Below are 20,679 nucleotides of genomic sequence, written 5' to 3' on the forward strand. Positions count from 1 at the left end.
GTGCACGTCCACACCCGCGTACATGTCCACGTCCACGCGTACGCACACGTCCACGCCTACGTACACGTCCACGCCTACGTCCACTCGCGAGGTCGCCCCGCCCATGAATTCACGTCAGCGCCGCGGTGTCATTCTCCTGCTCCTTTCGGTCCTGTGCGCCTTCGGCGCGTTCGCCGGTGTGGTCACGGTGATCAGCGACGTGAATTCCAAGGTCGGCCCGGAAGTCGACGCGTACGAACTGAAAGCCGACGTGGCGGCCTACACCGCACTTCAGCCCGGCCAGTTCCGGAAGATAAAGATGCCCGAGCGCTGGCTTTCCGGAAATGCCGTCACCGATCTCTCCGTCGTCAAGGACAAGATCGCCGTGACGGACCTCAAAAGGGGCTCACTGCTCCAGGAGGACATGATCGCCAATCGGCCCGCGCTCGAAAGCGGCCAGCAGGAGATCGCCATCATGATCGACGCCGCCACCGGCGTCGCCGGAAAGATCACGGCCGGCTCGCTGGTGAACATCTTCGCCACCTTCGACGACGACAACCGCGAGAAGGGCGCCGTCGCCGAGTCCCGCATCATCGTCGCCAACGCCCGCGTCCTCGACGTCGGCAAGCTCACCCCGCTCGACGGCAAGCGGGACGACAACCGGGGCGTCGGCATCCGGGAGGCCGTGCCGATCACCTTCGCGCTCTCCACCACCGACGCCCAGCGCGTGGCGTACGCCGAGTCGTTCGCCGAGCACGTGCGGCTCGCGCTGCTGCCCAGGAACAGCCCCACCGTCCTCCGGCCCGGCGAGGGCAGTTACACGCTCGACGAAGACAAGAACAAGTGAGGGCCGGATGACCACACGCATCCTCCCGGCCGTCGGTGACCCCGACGCCGCCCGATCCATCACCACCCTCCTCAGCCAGCTCCCCGACACCGAACCGGCCGCGCCGGTCGGCGACTCGACCTCGCTGATCGACACCCTCGCCCGGCTCGCCGCCGAGTCCCTGGACGAACTGCCCGAGGTCGTGCTGGTCCACGAGCGGATCGGGCCCGTCCCCGCGCTCGAACTCATCCGGGAGGTCGCCCTCCGCTTCCCGGCGGTCGGCGTCGTCCTCGTCACCGCCGACGCGGGCCCCGGCCTCTACTCGGCCGCCATGGACTCCGGCGCCCGGGGACTGGTCGGCATGCCCCTGTCGTACGAGGAGCTCGCCCAGCGCGTCCAGTCCGCGGCCGCCTGGTCCGTGGGCGTCCGGCGCCACCTCGGACAGGGCGGCGACGTCTTCACCGGGCCGGGCGGCCGGGTCGTCACCGTGAGCGGCGCCAAGGGCGGCGTCGGCACCACGCTCACCGCGGTCCAGCTCGCCCTCGCCGCCCGGGCGTCCGGCCTGTCCGTCGCCCTCGCGGACCTGGACCTCCAGGCCGGGGACGTGGCCTCGTACCTGGACGTGCAGTTCCGGCGGTCCATCGTGGACCTCGCCGCCATCCAGGACATATCGCCCCGGGTGCTCCAGGACGCCCTGTACGCCCACCAGTCCGGCATCGCCCTGCTGCTGGCGCCCGGGGAGGGCGAGCGGGGCGAGGACGTCACCGACCGGTCCGTCCGCCAGATCGTCAGCGCGCTGCGCAACCGCTACGAGGTCGTCGTCATCGACTGCGGCACGCACATGGACACCGCCAACGCCGCCGCCATCGAGATGGCCGACACCACGCTCCTGGTCGTCACGCCCGACGTCGTGGCCGTCCGCGCCGCCAAGCGCATGGTCAGGCTCTGGGACCGGCTCCAGATCCGCAAGGCGGAGGAGACCGTGACGGTGGTCAACCGGCACATCCGCAACACGGAGATCCAGCCGCCGCTCGTCGAGAAGATCACCGGCACGCGCGTCGCCCGCACCTCCGTACCCGCGAACTTCAAGGAACTCCAGCCGGTCGTCGACGCCGGCCGCATGCAGGACCTGGAGGCCAAGTCCTCCGTCAAGCAGGCGCTGTGGGCACTGGCGGGCGAGCTGGGGATCGTGAAGGCGCAGGAAGGGGAAAGCAGGCAGGGGAAGTTCCGTGGCGACCGGGGGTCGGTGGGCCTCCGTCGCGGCCGCGGCAAATAGGGGATACGCCATGAGACGCCGTTACGTCACGAGCCGTTACGGAAATGCCCGGGGTGCCCGGGGGGACCGGGGGCAGGTCGCGGTCGAGTTCACCGGGATGGTCCCGGTGGTCCTCGGCGTGATCGTCCTGCTCTGGCAGGCCGCGCTCGTCGGCTACGCCTTCGCGCTGGCGGGCAACGCGGCCGACGAGGCGGCCAGGGCGGGCACGGTCGGCGGGGACGGTGCCTGCGCGGCGGCCGCGCAGGGGAGCGTGTCGGGCGCCTGGACGGTCACGCCCGCGTGCGGCGGGGGCGGCGACCTCTACACGGCGTCGGTGAAGGTGAACATCCCCGTGCTGTTCCCCGGCTTCGACGTCCCCGTACCCGTGGAGGGCACGGCTTCCGTGGCGAGGGAGGACGACCGATGACGGGGTACGCCTGGCGGAGGCCCCGCCACCGGGAGGCCGGCCAGTCGGCGGTCGAGTTCGTCGGCTGGGTCACCGTGCTCCTGATCGCCGCCCTGGCGGCCGTACAGCTCGGGTTCGTGGCGTACGCGGTGCAGCAGGCGGGTACGGCGTCGAGGGCGGCGGCACGGGTGGCGTCCCAGGACCCGACCGCGAACGCGGGGGCCGCGGGAGAGGCCGCCACGAGCGCCTGGCTCGACACGGGCGTCACCGTCTCTCCGGGAGGCGACGAGGTCACGGCCACCGCGACCGTCCCCATCCCCTCCGTCCTGCCGCTCTTCAGCTTCCCGAACGCGCAGCGGTCCACCACCATGCCCGTCACCAGGCCCGCCACCGACTGAGGGAGTCGAGACGACATGAGCCTGCGGGCGCGCATCAGCAGTCCCGAGCCGGTCAACGGCAAGGGCGAGGACAACCACCTCGTCGGCGTCTACCGCGTCAAACTCCTGGAGGAGATCGACCTCGCGGAGATGTCCGCGCTGGCGACGGCCGAACGCCGCGCCCGCCTGGAGCGGGTGCTCGGCCACATCATCAGCCGCGAGGGCCCGGTGCTCTCCTCCACCGAGCGCTCCCAGCTCATCCGCCGGGTCGTCGACGAGGCCCTCGGCCTGGGCATCCTCGAACCGCTCCTCGAAGACGCCTCCATCAGCGAGATCATGGTCAACGGGCCCGAGCAGGTGTTCGTCGAGCGGCGCGGCCGCCTCGAACAGCTCCCGATGCGGTTCTCGTCCACCGAGCAGCTCATGCAGACCATCGAGCGGATCGTGTCCACCGTCAACCGCCGTGTCGACGAGTCGAACCCCATGGTCGACGCCCGCCTCCCGTCGGGCGAACGCGTCAACGTCATCATCCCGCCGCTGTCGCTCTCCGGCCCCATCCTCACCATCCGCCGCTTCCCGCGCGCCTTCACGCTCCAGGAGATGGTCGCCCTCGGCTCGCTCGACGAGCACATGGTGATGCTGCTCGCCGGCCTCGTCCGCGCCAAGTTCAACGTGATCGTCTCCGGCGCCACCGGCACCGGAAAGACCACCCTGCTCAACGCGCTGTCCGGCCTCATCCCCGAGGGGGAGCGCATCGTCACCATCGAGGACTCCGCCGAGCTCCAGCTCCAGCAGTCCCACGTCATCACCCTGGAGGCGCGACCGCCCAACGTCGAGGGCAAGGGCCGGGTCACCATCCGCGACCTCGTACGCAACTCGCTGCGCATGCGCCCCGACCGGATCATCGTCGGTGAGGTCCGTGGCGGCGAGACCCTCGACATGCTCCAGGCGATGTCCACCGGCCACGACGGCTCCCTCGCCACCGTCCACGCCAACAGCGCCGAGGACGCCCTGATGCGCCTCCAGACCCTCGGCTCCATGTCGGAGGTCGAGGTCCCGTTCGTCGCCATCAAGGACCAGATCAACAGCGCGGTCGACGTCATCGTCCAGCTCACCCGGCACGCCGACGGCGCCCGCAAGATCACCGAGATCGCGATCGTCGACTCCCACGGCCGCGAGGAGTACCGCATCGTGACCGTCTGCCGCTTCGCCGCGCAGCCGATGGCCGCCGACGGAAGGATCCACGGCCACTTCGAGTACCACCCGCTCCCGCGCCGCGTCGCCGAACGCCTCTACCTCAAGAGCGAACCCGTACCACCCGCCTTCGGCATCGCCCACTCCGACGAACAGCTCGCCCTCCGCCGCGCCACGACAGGCTGACGACCCCGACGGCCCGACCGACCCCGCTCCCGACCCACCCCGACCCACCCGAAGGACCCGCCCCCACCGCCCCCGACTGGACCGACGGACCCCCATGGACAACCTCCCGCTCCTGACGCTCGGCGTCACCCTCCTCGCCTGTGTGCTGGGCGTCGCCGGCGTGCACGCCTACGCGTCCGGCAAGGCGCAGCGCCAGGCACTCGTGGCCCGGATGACCCAGACGGGACACGTCCCGCCCGACGGGCGGCGCCGACGCTTCGTCGCCATCGACCGGCGCCTCCGGGCAACGCGCCTCGGCCGCCGCATCGAGCGCAAGATCGCGGCGACCGGCCTGGACGTCACGACCGGCGAGTACGCCGTGTACGCGGTGGCCGCGCTGCTCGGGGTCCACTTCACCGTCGGCGCGGTCTTCGCCCCGTTCTTCGGCGCCCTCGCCGCCCTGGCCGGACTGTGGGGCGCCAACTCGTTCCTCAACTGGCAGCGCCAGAAGCGCACCGAGGCGTTCATCAACCAGCTCCCCGAGCTCACCCGCGTCCTCGCCAACGCCACCCAGGCCGGCCTCGCCCTCCGTACCGCCATCGCCATGGCCGCCGAGGAGCTCGACGACCCGGCGGGCGAGGAACTGCGCAAGGTCGCCGACCAGCTCGCCGTCGGCCACAGCCTCGACGACGCCCTCGGCGACCTCGCCGACCGCCTGCCCTCCCGTGAACTCGTCGTCCTCGTCTCCACCCTGGTGCTGTCCAACCGCGCCGGCGGTCAGGTCGTCACCTCGCTGCGCAACCTCACCAGCACCCTGGAAGAGCGCAAGGAGACCCGGCGCGAGGTCATCACCCTCCTCTCCCAGGTCAAGGTGACGGCCTTCGCCCTGCCCCTGCTCGGCCTGTGCTTCCTGCTGATGATCAACGGCATGGCGCCCGGCGCCCTGGACAAGATGACCGGCTCGGCCGCCGGCCAGATCGGCTCCGTCCTCGCCTTCGGCCTGTACGCCGCCGGGTTCGTCCTCATCCGCCGCCTCTCCCGCATCCGAGTCTGAGGAGGTGACACGTCATGGGCCTGTTGTACGCGGCCGTCATCGGCCTGTCCGTGTACGGCGTCTTCCACGGCATCCGCATGTACCGGGCCGACGCCAAGCTGCCCGGCGACCTGGTGCTCGCCCTGGAGGTCGGCGCCACCCGCACCACGCCCGTCGGCTCCGGCATCGACCGGCTCGGCATGCGCTACGCCCCCGCGGTGCTGCGGATGATGGGCCCCAAGCGGGTCGACGCGCTGCGCCGCCGCCTCGACATGGCGGGCAACCCCGGCGGCATGACCGTCGACCGGTACGCCGCCCGGCGCGCCGTGTACGGCTTCCTCGGGGTCCTCGCCGCCCTCGCCATGCTGGCGCGCGGCCAGGCGGTCGTCGCCGTCGTCATCCTGGCGTACGGGCTGACCTGGACCGACGTCCTGCTCCGGCTCGCCATCCGGCGGCGCAAGGACGACATCGAGCGCACCCTGCCCGACTTCCTCGACGTCCTCGCCGTCGTCGTCTCCGCCGGCCTCGGCTTCCGCCAGGCCCTGGAACGGGTCGCCGAGAAGTACTCAGGGCCCTGGGCCGACGAACTGCGCATCACGCTGCGCCAGATGGACATGGGCGTCAGCCGCCGCGACGCCTTCGACCAACTGCGCAAGCGCAACGCCTCGGAGCAGGTCTCCATGTTCGTCACCGCCCTCCAGCAGGGCGAGGAGCTGGGCGCGCCGATCGTCGACACACTGATCCAGATCGCCAACGACATGCGGCGCACGGACGCGCAGAACGCGCGCCGCAGCGCCGCCAAGGCCGTACCGAAGACCACGCTCGTCGTGACGATGGTGATGCTGCCCGCGACCATGATCCTGATCGCCCTGAGCTTCTACTACGGCTCCGGCGTCGACTTCGCGGACATCATCGGCGGGTGACCCCATGACCCCGAAGCCGGCGACGCGCGACCCCTCCCTCCCCCTCCAGATCAACGCCCTCCAGGCGCTGTGCCGTCAGGTGTTCGGCTTCCGGCTGGCGATGATCGTGCTGGCGTCCCCGTTCGCCCTGGACGGCGCCGCGCCGGGCCTCGGCACCTGGCTCGTCGGCACCGCCGTACTCATCACCTTCATGGTGTCGTACGTCGTCCTGCGCGACTGGGAGCGCTTCGGCCGCGTCCTGCTGCGCCACCCGGCCGTGCTCGCGGCCGACATGCTGTTCGGCGCGCTGCTGCTGGCCACCGCGTCGCCCGAGTCGACGCTCGCGTACGTCACCATCTGCACGCCGCTGCTCGCCGGCCTGCTGTACGGCTGGCGCGGGGCGGCGTTCTTCGCGGTCCTCCAGTCGCTGCTGCTCCTGCTGTCCTACGGCGTCAGCACGGAGGTCTCGGTCGACCCCTCCTCCCTCCTCTTCCCCGGCCTGTGCGTGATCGCCGGCGCGGTCGGCTCCACCCTCCGGGGCCTCATCCTCGACTTCGGCGCCGCCGGCCAGGCCCTCACCGAGGCGCGGGCCCGGCTCGCCGTGAACGGCGCGGTGGAGGCCGAACGGGCGCGGCTCGCCCGCGAGATGCACGACTCGGTCGCCAAGACCCTGCACGGTCTGGCCCTGGCCGCCGACGGCCTGGCGTGCACCGCCGACCGCGCGGACCCCTCGTCGGTGCGCCGCCAGGCGGAGCTGGTGGCCCGCTCCGCCCGCCGCGCCGCCGCCGAGTCACGTGAGCTGCTCGCCGACCTCCGCCGCGAATCGGGCCTGGACGGCGGCGTGGACGTCACGGCGGAACTCGCCGCCCGTACGGCCGACTTCGCCCGCCGCCACGGCGTCCGCGCCACGTACCGCCCGCTGGGCGCCGCCCCGCCCCCGGTCCCGCACGCGGTGGCCCGCCAGCTCCTGGCCGTCGCCTCGGAGGCCATGGAGAACGCCCACCGGCACGGCCGGCCGACGTACATCACCGTGTCGTCGGGCGTGGCGGACGACGTCCTGACGCTCAGCGTGTACGACGACGGCCGCGGCCTGCCCACCGGTACGACGCTCGACGACCTGAGACGGGCGGGCCACTTCGGCCTCGTCGGCATGGTGGAGCGCGCCGCGTCGATAGGCGCCCGCATCCGCATCGGCCGGGGGCGGGCCACCAAGGGCACGGAGGTCCGGCTGGAGCTGCCGGTCCGGGCGCTGGAAACGGAGGGTGCACCACCATGCATGAGCACCTGCGAGTGATCGTCGCCGACGACAACCCGGTCGTCCGGGCGGGCCTGACCGCCCTGCTGTCCGGCCGGGAGGACATCGAGGTCGCCGCCGAGGCGACGGACGGCCGCGAGGCGTACGAGGCCGCGGTACGCCACCACCCCGACGTCATCCTCCTCGACGTCCGCATGCCGGGCGTCGACGGCATCGCGGCCCTGCCCCACCTGGTCCGGCTGGCCCCGGTCCTGATGACCACCTACAGCCGCGAGTCCGACGTCGTCCACGAAGCCCTCCGCCTCGGCGCGTGCGGCTACCTGGTCCACGGCGAGTTCACCGCCGCCCAACTGGTCGAAGCGGTACGCGACGCCCAACTGGGCCGGGCGCACTTCACCCACACGGCGTCGAACGCCCTGCTGGCGGCGGTACGGGCGCAGTATGCTCCTGCAACGCCAGCAGGTCCGCCAACGACCGGCGAATGGCGGCACTTTCGGCAAACCACTTCGCAGCAGCAAGCGAATGTGGCACATTCATTACTGAGTCAACGGGAGGCGGAGGTGATGGACCTGATCGCGTCGGGCATGACCAACCAGCAGATCGCCGCCGCGTGCTTCATCAGCCAGAAGACGGTCAAGAACCACATCAACCGCATCTTCGCCAAGCTCAACGCCGAAAGCCGAGGCCAGGCCATCGCCATCTGGCACGGAGGGGGACCGACCCGTGGCTGACCACCCCCACCTCCCCGATTGGGCCCCCACTTGGGCCCCCAGGCCCATGCCCGCACACCTCCACCCGCCGTACCTTCCTCCCATCGACCCCGGAGGAGACCACCATGTCGAACATCACGCTGTACGTGGGTACGTGGGCGAAGACCACCGCTGCGGCGCTCAGGCGCCGGGGGGACAGGGGTCAGGGAGCCGTCGAGTACGTCGGGATCATCATCCTGGTGGGGGTGATCATCGCGGCGGTGGTGGGGTCGGGTGCCGGCGCGGCGATCGCGAACGGCCTGGTCACGCAGATTACGAAAATCGTCGGCGGCGGCTGATCGCACGTCTGCGCATCTTGCGCGAGAAAGGGCAGGCCTCGCCCCTCTACATCTTCGTAGTGGCGAGCCTGCTCTTTCTCGCGCTTGCGTTCTTCGCGGTAGGTCAGGCAGGAGCGACGCGAAACGGCGCTCAATCGGCGGCGGACGCCGCGGCCCTCGCCGCGGCGCGTGAGCAACGGGACAGCTTCGATCTCACCATCGACGATCTCGGCGACCTCTTGGACGGCGCCCTCATCCCCGCTCTCAACGGATGCGAGGCGAGCTACTACTACGCCGGGCAGAACAAGGCCAACATCGTGGGATGCGATCCGCTGTCCGACGGCCGTTGGGGCTCAACGGTGAGTGTGCGATCACAGAAGCCGGTGGGGAACACGATTCTCCCCGGCACCGAGAACCTGACCGCCGAGGCGACAGCGACGGCGATCGTCGTTCCTCGGTGCAGCTTTGACGCCGCCGACGATTCGCTGGACTGCGAGGGTGACGTCATGGACCTGGACCCGACTGATCTCCCGGACATGTCCGAACTGTTCGACGTCCGGCTCGCCGAGGACTGACCGCGAAGGAACGCAAAGGAATGGCACTCATGAGTAATCGGTACGGGACGGTGGCGCGCAGAGCGGCGGCCGGGGTAGCCGCTGCGGCGTTGGCTGTGCTCCTGTCGGCCTGTGGTGGCGATGGTGGAGGAGCCTCGGACCAGGAAGGGAAGGAGCCGGAGAAGGCGGGCAGCGCGTCTTCCGCTCCCGCCGAACAGCCCACGCCCGGGGCTGACAGCGGTCCGACAGTGCCGGACACCAGCAAGACCCTGGCCACCATCAACGGCAGCGACGGCTTCCAATTCATCGTCCACAGCGCCGTCCGCGACCAGGGCGGCTTCCTCACCGTTTCCGGCACGCTCAAGAACACCACCTCCGAGCTACTGGTCGCGAAGTCCCAGTGGAGTGGCACCGAGGTCAATGTGACGCGGACCGGCCCCTCGTTCGGGGGCGTGACCCTTGTCGAGAAAACCGAGAAGAAGCGCTACTACGTGCTGCGTGACACGGAGGGCTACCCGCTCACAACGACGGGCGTGACCAGCGTGAAACCCGGCGAATCGGTTGCCGTCTTCGCCCAGTTCCCCGCGCCTCCCGCGAACGTCACCCAAGTCGACCTGCAGATCCCGCTCATGCCGAGCGCGACCATCGAGATCTCGTGATGCGCACCCCCACCCCCTCCCCCCGCAGAAGCCCCGTACGCCGCCCCGCAGCGTCCGTGCTCGCGGCTGTCGTGCTGTTCGCCGGCGTGCAGTTCGCCGGCGGCGCCACCGGGGCGTACGCCGATGACATCCCGAGTACGCCGCCGGGCACCGAGTCGACCGTGCCGCCACCGGAGGTGGACGGGAACTCTCCCGGGCTCAAGATGCGGGACGGGGCGACGCTCGCGCCCGCGAAGGTGCTGCCGCTCATCTCGATCGTCGAGTCGGAGGGCGGCGAGGAGCGGCGCGAGGAGACGAGCTCGAACCTGAAGTTCGCCCTCCAGGCCGAGGTCCTCTTCGGCAAGGACAGCGCCAAGCTGACGCCCGACGCCCACTCCCGTATCGCCGCCATCGCCGAGGAGATCAAGAAGCAGAACGCCACCAAGGTCCGCATCTTCGGCTTCACCGACAATCTCGGCTCCTCCGCCCACGGTGACGTGCTCTCCAAGCAGCGCGCGGACGCCGTGCACAAGGTGCTGTCGCCGTTGCTCGCGTCCGGCGGGATCACGTACGAGATCCGTGGCTACGGCGAGCAGTACCCGATCGCCGACAACAGCACGGAGGAGGGCCGCAAGAAGAACCGTCGCGTGGAGGTCTCCTTCCCACGCGGCTGACGTACCGCTCCCAGGGCCCGGAGGAGGACCCCGACCTGCCTACAGCAGGTGGTCCCGGAAGGTTGGGCCCTGGGGCCCAAGACCGGGGGCGGGTGACGCCCTAGCGTCGTGGCATGTCTGCAACAGGGGCCGGTGCTGGGGGAGTTGTGCCGCCGCGGCGGCCTATGCCGCGTGGGCTTGAGGCCGTACTGGTCCTGGTGCGGGTGGTGTTCGGGGTCACCCTGCTCGGTGGGGCCGGGGTGCTCTTGCTCGCCGCGTCGCTGGGGGGCGTGGACGGGGAGCTGATCGGCTGGGTGGCGTACGGGGCGTTGCCCGGTACGGCGGGGTTCCTGGTGAGCCGGCGGGTGTGGACGGGTGGGGTGTGGGTACGGCGCGGGCTGCTCGCCGTGCAGGCGTGGTTCGTCGTCGGCGCCCTCGGCTCGCTGGCGGGTGGCGACGGCCGGGGCGTACCGCAGTTGGTGATCCCCGTCGCCGTCATCGTGCTGCTGTGCCGGGGGTCGTCGCACGAGTGGTTCCTGCTGCCGGTCCGGGAGCGTGCGGTGCGCCGGCCGTTCCGGTGGGACCGGATGGTCAAGTGGCGTACGCAGGGCGGGCAGACGACCACGGAGTACGTGGGGCTCGTTCTGCTCGTCGCCGCGATCATCGGGGCGCTGGTCGTCTCCGGCGTCGGCGGCCAGGTCGTCGGCGGGCTCCGGTCGGCGGTGTGCGCGGTCGTGGGGGCGGGGTGCGAGGCCGGTGGGGGCGACGGCTCCGACGTCGAGGCGGGGGAGAGGCCCGGCGGAGAGGAACAGGACGGGACCGGGCAGGACGACCCCGCCACCTCCGAAGAGGAGGCCGGGGACGAGGACGAGGACGGGGCCGGGGACGAGGCCGGGGACGAGGACGAGGACGGGGAAAGCTGCACGTCCGGGATCGGCGCCTTCCTCTCCTGCGGCGCCGGCCAGGTCGGCGGCTTCTTCGAGGGCGTCTTCAAGGACGGCCTGTGGGGCGACATCACCGGCACGTTCGAGACGATCCTGCACCCCCTCAAAGCCCTGGAAGGCCTCAAGGAGTACGGCAAGGGCCTCGGCGAGCAGTGGCTGAAGGACGCCGGGGGCGCCCTCGACAAGTGGGCGGAGGGCGACTACCTGGGCGCCCTCCTCGACGTGGGCAAGGCGAACATCGGCATGAGCGTGACCGTGCTCGACGACGTGTTCGTCGGGGACGACGTCCGGGACATGTGGAACCGCGGCGACCAGGGCCAGGCCATCGGCACCGTGCTGTGGAACGTCGGGTCCCTGTTCATCCCCGGCTACGGCGAGGCCAAGCTCGTCGGCAAGCTCGGCAAACTGGGCAAGCTCGGGAAGCTCGGCGAGGTCGGGGAACTCGCCCAGAAGGCGTCCGAGGCGTCGGCCAAGGCGCGCAAGGCCGCCGACGCGGGGGACGTCGACGCGGCGGAGGCCGCCGCCCGCGAGGCGCGCCGGCACGCCGACGAGGCCGCGGAGAAGGCCGGGCTCAAGGGCTGCACGTTCGGCTGGGGCGGACGTACCGGCGCACCGCGCGTACGTGGCGTCCCCGGCAGCGGCACCGGAGTCCTCGCCGCGGCCCCCGTACGGCTGCTCGCCCAACCGCCCTGCGGCGAGGGCGACGACCCGGCGAAGACGGAGGCGGCCCGGCAGGCCGACCGCGACGCGGACGCGGCCGAGCAGGCGGTGGAGGACGCCAAGAAGAAGCGCAACGGGCCCAAGGAGTGGCCGCCGCCCACCCCCGGCGACAGGAACGACCCGCGCAACTACGAACCGCCGGAGTGGGCCGAGGACCTCAAGGACCCCGAACTGGGCGACGCCGACAAGGGCAACGGCACCTGGCGCGGCCGCAACCGCAACCCCGAGCCCACCTGGTTCAACGAGGCGTGGCTGCGCTACCAGGAGCAGGTCAGCGGCACCGTGCGCGGCAAGGAGTACGTCGTACCGCATCCGGACGCGGGGAGGCGGCCGGTCGAGTACGACGGCTGGGACGCCGGCCGGCAGACGTTCCTGGAGGCCAAGCTCGGCTACACCAGCTACCTCGCCAAGCAGGACGGGAAGCCGATCGCGCAGCTCACGGAGTCCGGCAAGGCGAAGTTCCTGGAGGAGGCGCGGGGACAGGTGGCCGCGTCCGGGGGCCGGGCCATCGAGTGGCACTTCTCGGACCCGATGGTCGCGCGGGCGGCGCGGCTGGCGTTCCTCGACGAGGACCTGCCGATCAAGGTGGTCCACACGCCGCAGAAACGGCCGATCTCCGGCCCGATGAAGCCCGGCGGGTGACAGTCCGTCCTTAGGATGCGCGGGAGGGGACCCTACAGAGGAGGACAGACCATGAGGCGAGTCGTACGGGGCTTCTGGGGGCCCAGGCCCGAGTCGGAACAGGAGCTGGCCGTCCGCTGGAGCACGTTCCTCACCCGGCTCCGGGAGATCGACCCGGCGGTCTTCGGCGTCTGGGTGCCGATCGACGACGTACAGGACCCCGACGCCATCGCCGCGCACCTGCGCGAGAACAACGCGGGCGATGACTGGTCGGACCGCAAGGGGTACGCCATGGCGCTGGCGACGCCCACCGCGAGCCCGGTCAAGGTGGCCGTCAGCGGCACCGGGGGAGGGGTGTCCGACCACCTCGCCATGAGCGTGGTGGTGACCGTCACCGCCCCGGACGACGGCCCGTCCCTCCCGTACGCCGATGTCCTCCGCGCCCTCGCCGAGACGTGGGACGTCGACTGGGGAGAGGTGACGGAGACGGAGCTCCAGCTCGCCCTGGAGGACGACGGCCGTGAGCCCGGCCAGGCGTGCGTCGGCTGGGCCGGCTACCTGTCGGAGCGGCGGGCCGCGCTCATCGGCGACCAGGAGTTGCCCGGCAAGAGCGAGCCGGCCGAGCACGGCGGGCTGCTGCTGGACCTCTCCGGCGCCGTCGCGGGCATCGACGACCTCGTCGCCGTCAACCGCGCCCTCCGCGCCACCGGCGCCCTGGAGGCGCTGCCCCGCCCCATGGAGAGGGCCAAGCTGTGAAGGCCACGGGCACCCCGTTCGACGCCGGCCAGGCCCTCGCCGCGGTGGACGCCCTGCTCGCCGAACCACTGCCGGCGAGCGGCCCCACCCAGTGGGAGCCGTCCAAGGAGGAGGGCTGGAGCGGCAGCCATGGCGCCGGTTTCCGGTTGAGGCTCCTGTGGGAGAGCCGTGCCTACTTCGGTGTCCCGGGCCCGGAGTGGGATGCCGCGCAGGTGGAGGCCGAGGAGTACCTCACCGCCCTGACGCGCGCCCTGGAGGAGCGGTGGGGCCCGCACCGGGAGGTGAGCATGCGGGCGTTCCTCATGGGGGAGGTCGACGACGAGTCGGTGCTGCCGCTCTTCGCGGAGCTGCGCGCCTTCGACCTGTACGGCGAGCTGATGGTGTGGGGCCCGGTCGCGTCCCCGCGCGGGCCGCGCTGGGTGGCGGTGAGCCTCTCCCAGTGCGACGAGGACGCACCGCACATGATGGTCGCCGGGGTCACCGACGTACCGGTCGAGGAGGTGCCCGGCGACTGACCGGCGGCGCCGGCTGTCGGTGCGGGCCGCGATAATCGAGCGCGTGTCCCAGCTCCGTGACCGTCCCGCCTCCGCCGCGCCCGCCCTGTGGGGCTACGCGGCGGTGCGCGCGGTGGGGCTGGTGGTCCTCGCGGTCGCCGCCACCGTGGCCGGTGAGGACGCCCTGCACCGGCTGAAGGGCCGCTGGGACTCCGTCTGGTACGTGCGGATCGCCGAGCAGGGGTACGGCCACGAGGTCACGCTCCCCGATGGCAGCGTCCACTCCGACCTGGCGTTCTTCCCGCTGCTGCCCGCCCTGGAGCGGGGCCTGTCGGCCCTCCTGCCGGTCGACGCGGCGACCGCCGGGCTGGTCGTGTCGTGGGCGGCGTCGCTCGCCGCCGCGTGGGGGATGTACGCGGTCGGGGCGCGGGTCGCCGGGCGGCGCGCCGGGGTGGTGCTGGCGGTGCTGTGGGGCGTGTACCCGACGGCGTTCGTGCAGTCGATGGCGTACACGGAGACGCTGTTCACCGCGCTCGCCGCCTGGTCGCTGTACGCCGTGCTGCGCGGCCGGTGGATCTGGGCGGGCGTGCTGTGCGTGGGCGCGGGGCTGACCCGGCCGTCGGCGGCCGCGCTCGTCGCGGCGCTCGGCGTCACGGCGATCGTGACGGTGGTGAGGGAGCGGCGCCTCGACGTGGGGATGGCCATGGGCGTGCTGCTCGCGCCGCTGGGCTGGCTCGGGTACGTCGTCTTCGTCGCCGTACGGGAGGGCAGCCCGACCGCGTACTTCGAGGTGCAGGCCGCGTGGGGCAACAGCATCGACGGGGGCGTGGCGCTGGCCCGGTTCGTCTGGGAGAACCTGACCGGTCCGGTGCCGCTCGCCGGGGTGGGGCTGTGCGCGGCGCTCGCGGTGGTCGGCTGGGCGGTGTGGCTGTGCGTCCGGCAGCGGCAGCCGTTGCCGGTGCTGGTGTACGGCATCGGGATCGTCGTCATCTCGCTGGTGGGCGCCGCGTACTTCGGCTCCCGGCCGCGCCTGATGATGCCCGCGTTCCCGCTGCTGCTCCCGGCGGCGGTGGCCCTGGCGCGGCTGCGGGACCGGACGGTGGTGGCGGTGCTGTCGGTACTGGCGTCGGCGTCGGCGGCGTACGGGGCGTTCACCCTGCTGGGACCGGGCCCGCCGTGATGTCCAGGACGGCGCCCGGCCGGATGCCCCAGCGTTCCATCGCCCCGGCCTCGGCCTCCAGGACGTGCCGGGCGCGCGGGCGGGGCAGGCCGAGGCGGCCGGGGTCCATGGTGACCAGGTCGACGACCAGCAAGTCCCGGTCCAGGTACGCCACGTCGATGGGGAACCGCATCCGGAAGGTGTGGACGCTGTTGCACGGGCTGAGCAGCAGCGCGCCCGCGATGCCGTCCCGGCCCAGCAGACCGCGCCTCCGGGTGCCGTAGGAGGCGGCGATCTCGATGGGGACGGTGCCGTCCCGCAGGGTCAACAGACCGGTGCCGTCACGCCACTTCTTCCGCCGGGTCGCCATGGGCCACGACCGTAGCGTGGGCCCGGCCGTGGCGGCAGTGGGCCCGTGGACCCATGACGGGGCGGCCGCCCCGCCCTAGGGTCGGGTGCGTGTACGCCACGCTGATCGCCGTCGCCGCCCTGTGGGGCGCCGTCGCCGGCCTGCTCGTGCCGCGCCCGGCGTACCGCCTGTCCGTCGAGCCCGACGAGCCGTGGCGGGACGCCTGCCCCGCCGGGCACCCGTTCACGGGGCCCGCGCGCGGCTGGCTCGGCGCGCCGCGCTGCACGGCGTGCGCGGTGGCCGTACCGGTGGGGAGCGCCCGGCCGGCCACCTCCGACACGGGCGGGCCCGCCCGTACCGCCACCGTCCCGGTCGTCACCGCCCTCGTCTGCGCGGCGCTCGCCGCCACGACCGGGCCCCGGCCGGAACTGGTGGTGTGGCTGCTGGCCGCGCCGGTCGCGGTGCTGCTCGCCCTGGTCGACCGGGCCGTGCACCGCCTTCCGGACCGGCTGACCCTCCCGCTCGCCGCCGGGACGGCCGCCCTGCTGGGCGTGGCCGCGCTGCTGCCGTGGCACGCCGGGTCGTGGCCGACCGCGCTGCTCGGCGGTCTCGCGCTGGGCGGCGGCTACTTCGTGCTGTTCCTGGTGAACCCGAGCGGCATGGGCTTCGGCGATGTGAAGCTCGCCCTCGCGCTGGGCGTGGTCCTCGGCTGGTACGGCTGGGGCGTCCTGTTCACGGGCGCGTTCGCCGGGTTCCTGTTCGGCGCGGTGTACGGGTTCGCGCTGGTGGCGCTGCGGCGCGCGAACCGCAAGAGCGCGATCCCGTTCGGGCCGTTCATGATCGGCGGGGCGCTGGTGGGCGTGCTGCTGGGCGCCTTCGCGGCGGTCCCGGCCGCCTGACCGGTCGGCCGCGCACCAGGACACCGGGCGGGAATCGGCGCAGTATCGGGGCCATGGATACGAAGCCGGTCAACCTCACCGAAGCCCTCGCCACCTTCGACGACGTCTACAGCCCCCGCATCGTGGCCCGGATGAACGACTACGACGTACGGATCGCCCACGCCGCCGGTGACCACGTGTGGCACGTGCACGCCGACACGGATGAGTTCTTCCTGGTCCTGGACGGGCGGCTCGACATCGCGCTGCGCGCGGCCGACGGCACCGAGCGGACGGTCGAGCTGCGGCGCGGCGACACCTTCGTCGTACCGAAGGGCACCGAGCACAAGCCGTCCGCGCCGAACGGGGCGTCGATTCTGATGTTCGAGCCGTCCGGCACGCTGTCGACGGGTGACCGCCATGAGGGGGAGATTCCGCACCACGTCGACAGCACCACGGGCCACGACCTGACCTGAGCCGCCCGCCTGCGTCCTAGCATGCGGCCACATGCGGACATCCCCTGACAATACGTCCCGACTCGGCCGTGAGGACCAGCAGGTCGCCATCCCCACGACCACCAGGGCCCCCGCCGGTACGGCGGGGCTCCCCTCCCGCCTCCCCGCGGCCCTGCTCCCCTGGGGCTGGGCCGCGGCGCTGTTCGCGCTCTACGCGACCGTCGCCGTGCGCCGTCACCTCCTCCTCCGGACCACCGGCTACGACCTCGGCATCTTCGAGCAGGCGGTACGCGCCTACGCCGAACTCCGCGCCCCCGTCGTCCCGTTGCGCGGCGAGGGCTTCAACCTCCTCGGCGACCACTTCCACCCGCTCCTCGCCGCCCTCGCCCCGCTCTACCGGCTCTGGCCCTCCCCGCTGTGCCTGCTCGCCGCCCAGTCCGCACTGCTCGCCGTCGCCGTCGTACCACTCGCCCGCTGGGCGGCCCGGGCGCTCGGCCGCCGGGCGGCCCATGCCATCGCCGCCGCGTACGGGCTGAGCTGGGGCATCGCGTCGGCCGCCGCCTTCGACTTCCACGAGGTCGCGCTCGCCGTACCGCTCCTCGCCTGCTGCCTGGAAGCCCTCGCCCGGCAGCGCTGGCGGGCGGCCGTCGCCTGGGCCGCGCCCCTGCTCCTGGTCAAGGAGGACCTGGGCCTCACCCTCGCCGCCGTCGGCGCGTACATCGCCCTCCGAGGCACCCGCGGGCTGGGCCTCGGCACCGTCGCCGCCGGGCTCGTCGGCTCGCTCGTCGAGGTCAAGCTGCTGATGCCCGCCTTCCATCCCGCCGGCGGGTACGCGCACGGCGGCAACCTCGCCGAGGGGTACGGCTCGCTGCTCAGCACCCTCGCCCACGCCCCGCTCGACGTGCTGCGCCCCGACATCAAGGCCATGACCCTGGTGCTCGTCTTCGCCCCGTCCGCACTGCTCGCGCTGCGCTCGCCGCTGTCGCTGATCGCCGTTCCCACGCTCGCCTGGCGGATGATGTCGGACAACGGCTTCCACTGGGGCACGGCGTTCCACTACAGCGCCGTGCTGATGCCGGTCGTCTTCGCCGGCCTGATCGACGCGCTGACCGCCTGGCGCCGCACCGACCACCCGCTCGCCGCCCGCCACGTCCGCGCCTCGCTCGCCACGGTCCTCGCCGTGACGGTGGTGATGGTGCCCTCCTTCCCGCTCGCCCAGCTCCTCCAGCGCGCCACCTGGCGCACGACCGAGCACGTCGAGGCGGCCCGCGCCCTGCTCGCGAAGATCCCGGACGGTGCGACCGTCGCCGCCTCCAACCGGCTGGTCCCGCAGCTCACTTCGCGCTGCACGGTCGTCGTCTTCCCGACGTTCCCGGTGGAGGGAAAGCTGTACGAGTACGACAGGAAGCGCCTCCCGCCGCCCACCGCCGAATGGATCGTCCACGACCGGCGGGCCCCGGAGGCCTGGCCGTACAGGACGGGCCACTGGCCCTACCCCCTCGAGCAGCAGGAGGCCGAGCTGGCCGCCGCGCAGGAGCGGTACGGCTACCGGAAGGTCGCCGCGCGCGACGGCATCACCCTGCTGCGTCGGTCATGACCGTCGTACCGCCGATCGGGCATGAGCGAGCATGAGCGTTTCTGCGCAGATCGCGGGCGCCGTCCCCGGCCGTCAACCCGGCGCCTTTGCGACAGGGTCCCCCTTGGGGAGGACGGGAAAACGGCTGAATCCCGTGCTCCCGGGGCCGTCCCGCTTTTTCGGAGCGTAGTTGCGGCCTGTCGTGGCGCCCAGCACCACTTACGAAGGGTTATGGTGGAAACCCCCCCTCGGGCCGGTCCGTATCCCCCCCACGGACCGGCCCGTTTTTTCTCCCGCGTCAAGAGCGGCCCCCCGGCCGCCGCGAAACCGCCCCGCCGAGCCCGGCCCCGGCCCGGCCCGCACGGTCCCGGCCCCGCAGCCCTCAGCTACGTGCCGCCCAGATGTTGGTGCCGGCGGTGTCGACCGCGTACGAGTCGATCTCCTTCAGCTCCTCGTCGGTCAGCGGCGCCCCGCCCAGCGCGGCGATGTTCTCCTCCAACTGCGTCACACTCGACGCGCCGATCAGCGCCGAGGTCATCCGCTCGTCGCGCAGCACCCACGTCAGCGCGAGCTGCGCCAGCGACTGGCCGCGGCGACGGGCGATCTCGTCGAGGCCGTGGAGCCGGCGGACGACCTCCTCGGAGAGCAGGTTCGGGTCGAGGGACTTGCCCTGGCTGGCCCGCGAGCCCTCCGGGATGCCCTTGAGGTACTTGTTGGTGAGCAGGCCCTGGGCGAGCGGCGCGAAGGCGATGCAGCCCATGCCGGCCTCCTCCAGGGTGTCGAGGAGCGCGTCGTCCTCGGTCCAGCGGTTGATCATCGAGTACGAGGGCTGGTGGATCAGGGCCGGGACGCCCATCTCCCGCAGCAGCCCGGCGGCCTCGGCGGTCTGCTCGCTGCTGTAGGAGGAGACGCCGACGTACAGCGCCTTGCCCTGCTGGACGGCGGAGGCGAGGGCGCCCATCGTCTCCTCCAGCGGGGTGTCCTTGTCGAAGCGGTGCGAGTAGAAGATGTCGACGTAGTCGAGGCCCATCCGCTTCAGCGAGGCGTCGAGCGAGGACATCAGGTACTTGCGGGAGCCCCACTCGCCGTACGGGCCGGGGTGCATGAGATAGCCCGCTTTGGTGGAAATCACCATCTCGTCCCGGTATCGGGCGAAGTCCTGGGCGAAGATCTTGCCGAAGTTCGACTCGGCGGACCCGGGCGGCGGTCCGTAGTTGTTCGCCAGGTCGAAGTGCGTCACGCCCAGGTCGAAGGCGCGGCGGAGGATCGCGCGCTGCGAGGCGAGCGTGCGGTCGTCACCGAAGTTGTGCCAGAGGCCGAGCGAGATGGCGGGCAGTTTGAGTCCGCTGCGGCCGGTGCGGCGGTACTCCATGGAGCCGTAGCGGTCGTCGGCGGGGCGGTATGCGGGGGTATCAGTCACGCCTCCCTCCTTATCACGGACTTGTGACAGACCGGGTTGGGCCGCCGTGACCCCCGCGCAGTAATGTGGCGGCTTCGGGGACCGCCGCGGTGATGCCGGCTTCGATCCCCCTGGGCCGACGCCGTGGCGGGCCCGTACGCAATCGAGAGGTGAGATCGGTGAACTTGCGCGACCTGGTGTACAGGCTCTACGCACGCCGGGTGGAGGGCCGCCTCGACCACGCCCAGGTGCCCAAGCACATCGGCGTCATCCTCGACGGCAACCGCCGCTGGGCGAAGGCGTCCGGCGGCACTCCGGAGCAGGGTCACAAGGCGGGCGCGAGCAAGATCCAGGAACTGCTGGGCTGGTGCGACGAGACGGACGTCGAGGTCGTCACGCTCTGGATGCTGTCCACCGACAACCTCAACCGGCCCGAGGAGCAGTTGGTGCCGCTCCTCGGCATCATCGAGAACGCGGTCCGCGACCTCGCCGCCGACGGCCGCTGGCGCGTCCACCACGTGGGCACCCTGGACCTGCTGCCCGCCCGTACGCAGGCCGTGCTGAAGGAGGCCGAGGAGGCCACCCGCGACCGCACCGGAATACTCGTGAACGTCGCCGTGGGCTACGGCGGCCGGCAGGAGATCGCGGACGCGGTCCGCTCGCTGCTGCTGGAGCACGCCGAGAAGGGCACGAGCTTCGAGGAGCTCGCCGAGATCGTGGACGTCGAGCACATCTCGGAGCACCTCTACACGCGCGGCCAGCCCGACCCCGACCTGGTGATCCGCACGAGCGGCGAGCAGCGCCTGTCCGGCTTCATGCTCTGGCAGAGCGCCCACTCGGAGTACTACTTCTGCGAGGTCCACTGGCCGGCCTTCCGCAAGGTCGACTTCCTCCGCGCGCTGCGTGACTACGCGGCCCGCCACCGCCGTTACGGCACCTGACGGAACGTTCCCCGAGGCGCCCGAGGACCTGACGGGGACCGTCACCACCTGTTCACCGACGCGTCGTCATATGCCATGGCATGGCGCCGGGCGTTCGAGGGAATACCCCCTCCAGTGTGAGCGGCA

General features: G+C 72.0%; 23 protein-coding genes. 21 read left to right on the forward strand and 2 right to left on the reverse strand.

All coding sequences use genetic code 11. The annotated features are described in order from the left end of the window. Positions 1–103 precede the first annotated feature (103 nt). From cpaB to ACZ46W_RS07315, 17 genes are all read left to right on the forward strand, one after another. Positions 104–826 (forward strand): Flp pilus assembly protein CpaB, encoded by a 723-nt coding sequence (gene cpaB / locus ACZ46W_RS07235; RefSeq protein WP_468332763.1) that lies wholly within the window; start codon positions 104–106, stop codon positions 824–826. A 7-nt stretch (positions 827–833) separates the two neighbouring features. Further along, positions 834–2,081, forward strand: coding sequence for an AAA family ATPase (locus ACZ46W_RS07240; protein WP_468332766.1), 1,248 nt, complete (start codon positions 834–836; stop codon positions 2,079–2,081). Between the two features lie 10 nt (positions 2,082–2,091). Further along, positions 2,092–2,487 carry a TadE/TadG family type IV pilus assembly protein gene (locus ACZ46W_RS07245; RefSeq protein WP_468332769.1) on the forward strand — a complete coding sequence of 132 codons (396 nt, stop codon included), beginning with the start codon at positions 2,092–2,094 and terminating at the stop codon, positions 2,485–2,487. Then, positions 2,484–2,864: a TadE family protein gene (locus ACZ46W_RS07250; protein ID WP_468332772.1), complete on the forward strand. Its 381-nt coding sequence runs from the start codon at positions 2,484–2,486 to the stop codon at positions 2,862–2,864. Before ACZ46W_RS07245 ends, ACZ46W_RS07250 begins: the two co-directional genes overlap by 4 nt. A 15-nt stretch (positions 2,865–2,879) precedes the next feature. Further along, complete coding sequence (locus ACZ46W_RS07255; RefSeq protein WP_468332775.1) at positions 2,880–4,223, forward strand: CpaF family protein; 1,344 nt, start codon at positions 2,880–2,882, stop codon at positions 4,221–4,223. A 94-nt stretch (positions 4,224–4,317) separates the two neighbouring features. Then, positions 4,318–5,256, forward strand: coding sequence for a type II secretion system F family protein (locus ACZ46W_RS07260; RefSeq protein ID WP_468332778.1), 939 nt, complete (start codon positions 4,318–4,320; stop codon positions 5,254–5,256). 14 nt (positions 5,257–5,270) lie between these two features. Next, positions 5,271–6,158 (forward strand): DUF5936 domain-containing protein, encoded by an 888-nt coding sequence (locus ACZ46W_RS07265; RefSeq protein ID WP_468332781.1) that lies wholly within the window; start codon positions 5,271–5,273, stop codon positions 6,156–6,158. Between the two features lie 4 nt (positions 6,159–6,162). Beyond that, on the forward strand, positions 6,163–7,431 hold the full coding sequence (locus tag ACZ46W_RS07270; protein WP_468332783.1) for a sensor histidine kinase: 1,269 nt from the start codon (positions 6,163–6,165) through the stop codon (positions 7,429–7,431). Beyond that, entirely contained in the window at positions 7,410–8,123 is a 714-nt protein-coding gene (locus tag ACZ46W_RS07275; RefSeq protein WP_468332786.1) for a response regulator, read from the forward strand. Before ACZ46W_RS07270 ends, ACZ46W_RS07275 begins: the two co-directional genes overlap by 22 nt. Positions 8,124–8,227: 104 nt before the next feature. Continuing rightward, positions 8,228–8,440 (forward strand): hypothetical protein, encoded by a 213-nt coding sequence (locus ACZ46W_RS07280; RefSeq protein WP_468332789.1) that lies wholly within the window; start codon positions 8,228–8,230, stop codon positions 8,438–8,440. A 17-nt stretch (positions 8,441–8,457) separates the two neighbouring features. After that, on the forward strand, positions 8,458–8,994 hold the full coding sequence (locus tag ACZ46W_RS07285) for a pilus assembly protein TadG-related protein (RefSeq protein WP_468332792.1): 537 nt from the start codon (positions 8,458–8,460) through the stop codon (positions 8,992–8,994). A 29-nt stretch (positions 8,995–9,023) separates the two neighbouring features. Beyond that, positions 9,024–9,632: a hypothetical protein gene (locus ACZ46W_RS07290; RefSeq protein ID WP_468332795.1), complete on the forward strand. Its 609-nt coding sequence runs from the start codon at positions 9,024–9,026 to the stop codon at positions 9,630–9,632. Continuing rightward, a complete protein-coding gene (locus ACZ46W_RS07295) occupies positions 9,632–10,285 on the forward strand; it encodes an OmpA family protein (RefSeq protein WP_468332798.1) in 654 nt (217 codons plus the stop codon). The genes ACZ46W_RS07290 and ACZ46W_RS07295 overlap by 1 nt, the downstream gene beginning before the upstream one ends. Before the next feature lie 164 nt (positions 10,286–10,449). Then, positions 10,450–12,570 (forward strand): Tox-REase-5 domain-containing protein, encoded by a 2,121-nt coding sequence (locus ACZ46W_RS07300; protein WP_468332801.1) that lies wholly within the window; start codon positions 10,450–10,452, stop codon positions 12,568–12,570. A gap of 51 nt (positions 12,571–12,621) precedes the next feature. Then, positions 12,622–13,305: a hypothetical protein gene (locus tag ACZ46W_RS07305; RefSeq protein ID WP_468332804.1), complete on the forward strand. Its 684-nt coding sequence runs from the start codon at positions 12,622–12,624 to the stop codon at positions 13,303–13,305. Beyond that, complete coding sequence (locus ACZ46W_RS07310; protein WP_468332807.1) at positions 13,302–13,820, forward strand: hypothetical protein; 519 nt, start codon at positions 13,302–13,304, stop codon at positions 13,818–13,820. The genes ACZ46W_RS07305 and ACZ46W_RS07310 overlap by 4 nt, the downstream gene beginning before the upstream one ends. Before the next feature lie 43 nt (positions 13,821–13,863). Further along, on the forward strand, positions 13,864–14,979 hold the full coding sequence (locus tag ACZ46W_RS07315; RefSeq protein WP_468332810.1) for a hypothetical protein: 1,116 nt from the start codon (positions 13,864–13,866) through the stop codon (positions 14,977–14,979). On the opposite strand, the gene ACZ46W_RS07320 is transcribed toward ACZ46W_RS07315, so the two are convergent. Continuing rightward, positions 14,951–15,328 carry a DUF192 domain-containing protein gene (locus ACZ46W_RS07320; protein WP_468332813.1) on the reverse strand — a complete coding sequence of 126 codons (378 nt, stop codon included), beginning with the start codon at positions 15,326–15,328 and terminating at the stop codon, positions 14,951–14,953. The two genes, ACZ46W_RS07315 and ACZ46W_RS07320, sit on opposite strands and share 29 nt — an antisense overlap. A gap of 89 nt (positions 15,329–15,417) precedes the next feature. On the opposite strand from ACZ46W_RS07320, the gene ACZ46W_RS07325 reads away from it, so the two are divergent. The 3 genes from ACZ46W_RS07325 to ACZ46W_RS07335 are packed head-to-tail and all read left to right on the forward strand — an operon-like array spanning position 15,418 to position 18,234. Further along, a complete protein-coding gene (locus tag ACZ46W_RS07325; protein ID WP_468332816.1) occupies positions 15,418–16,206 on the forward strand; it encodes a prepilin peptidase in 789 nt (262 codons plus the stop codon). Positions 16,207–16,259: 53 nt separating this feature from the next. Further along, the gene (locus ACZ46W_RS07330) at positions 16,260–16,658 is read left to right on the forward strand and encodes a cupin domain-containing protein (RefSeq protein ID WP_468332819.1); all 399 of its coding nucleotides are present in this window, start codon (positions 16,260–16,262) and stop codon (positions 16,656–16,658) included. 31 nt (positions 16,659–16,689) lie between these two features. Next, positions 16,690–18,234, forward strand: coding sequence for a DUF2079 domain-containing protein (locus ACZ46W_RS07335; protein ID WP_468332822.1), 1,545 nt, complete (start codon positions 16,690–16,692; stop codon positions 18,232–18,234). A gap of 361 nt (positions 18,235–18,595) precedes the next feature. Here ACZ46W_RS07335 and mgrA read toward each other — a convergent pair whose 3' ends face one another. Continuing rightward, a complete protein-coding gene (mgrA, locus tag ACZ46W_RS07340; RefSeq protein ID WP_468332825.1) occupies positions 18,596–19,633 on the reverse strand; it encodes an L-glyceraldehyde 3-phosphate reductase in 1,038 nt (345 codons plus the stop codon). Positions 19,634–19,791: 158 nt separating this feature from the next. Between mgrA and ACZ46W_RS07345 the strand changes: the two genes are divergently transcribed. Then, positions 19,792–20,553 (forward strand): isoprenyl transferase, encoded by a 762-nt coding sequence (locus ACZ46W_RS07345; RefSeq protein ID WP_126883717.1) that lies wholly within the window; start codon positions 19,792–19,794, stop codon positions 20,551–20,553. The last annotated feature ends 126 nt before the right edge of the window (positions 20,554–20,679 follow it).

The sequence above is a fragment of the Streptomyces sp. NPDC031064 genome (genome assembly GCF_055570965.1).

Excerpts from the sequence above, each read along its gene's own strand:
- cpaB (WP_468332763.1), top strand. The coding sequence starts at position 104 with ATGAATTCACGTCAGCGCCGCGGTGTCATTCTCCTGCTCCTTTCGGTC.
- ACZ46W_RS07240 (WP_468332766.1), top strand. The coding sequence starts at position 834 with ATGACCACACGCATCCTCCCGGCCGTCGGTGACCCCGACGCCGCCCGA.
- ACZ46W_RS07245 (WP_468332769.1), top strand. The coding sequence starts at position 2,092 with ATGAGACGCCGTTACGTCACGAGCCGTTACGGAAATGCCCGGGGTGCC.
- ACZ46W_RS07250 (WP_468332772.1), top strand. The coding sequence starts at position 2,484 with ATGACGGGGTACGCCTGGCGGAGGCCCCGCCACCGGGAGGCCGGCCAG.
- ACZ46W_RS07255 (WP_468332775.1), top strand. The coding sequence starts at position 2,880 with ATGAGCCTGCGGGCGCGCATCAGCAGTCCCGAGCCGGTCAACGGCAAG.
- ACZ46W_RS07260 (WP_468332778.1), top strand. The coding sequence starts at position 4,318 with ATGGACAACCTCCCGCTCCTGACGCTCGGCGTCACCCTCCTCGCCTGT.
- ACZ46W_RS07265 (WP_468332781.1), top strand. The coding sequence starts at position 5,271 with ATGGGCCTGTTGTACGCGGCCGTCATCGGCCTGTCCGTGTACGGCGTC.
- ACZ46W_RS07270 (WP_468332783.1), top strand. The coding sequence starts at position 6,163 with ATGACCCCGAAGCCGGCGACGCGCGACCCCTCCCTCCCCCTCCAGATC.
- ACZ46W_RS07275 (WP_468332786.1), top strand. The coding sequence starts at position 7,410 with ATGCATGAGCACCTGCGAGTGATCGTCGCCGACGACAACCCGGTCGTC.
- ACZ46W_RS07280 (WP_468332789.1), top strand. The coding sequence starts at position 8,228 with ATGTCGAACATCACGCTGTACGTGGGTACGTGGGCGAAGACCACCGCT.
- ACZ46W_RS07290 (WP_468332795.1), top strand. The coding sequence starts at position 9,024 with ATGAGTAATCGGTACGGGACGGTGGCGCGCAGAGCGGCGGCCGGGGTA.
- ACZ46W_RS07295 (WP_468332798.1), top strand. The coding sequence starts at position 9,632 with ATGCGCACCCCCACCCCCTCCCCCCGCAGAAGCCCCGTACGCCGCCCC.
- ACZ46W_RS07300 (WP_468332801.1), top strand. The coding sequence starts at position 10,450 with ATGCCGCGTGGGCTTGAGGCCGTACTGGTCCTGGTGCGGGTGGTGTTC.
- ACZ46W_RS07305 (WP_468332804.1), top strand. The coding sequence starts at position 12,622 with ATGAGGCGAGTCGTACGGGGCTTCTGGGGGCCCAGGCCCGAGTCGGAA.
- ACZ46W_RS07320 (WP_468332813.1), bottom strand. The coding sequence starts at position 15,328 with ATGGCGACCCGGCGGAAGAAGTGGCGTGACGGCACCGGTCTGTTGACC.
- ACZ46W_RS07330 (WP_468332819.1), top strand. The coding sequence starts at position 16,260 with ATGGATACGAAGCCGGTCAACCTCACCGAAGCCCTCGCCACCTTCGAC.
- ACZ46W_RS07335 (WP_468332822.1), top strand. The coding sequence starts at position 16,690 with ATGCGGACATCCCCTGACAATACGTCCCGACTCGGCCGTGAGGACCAG.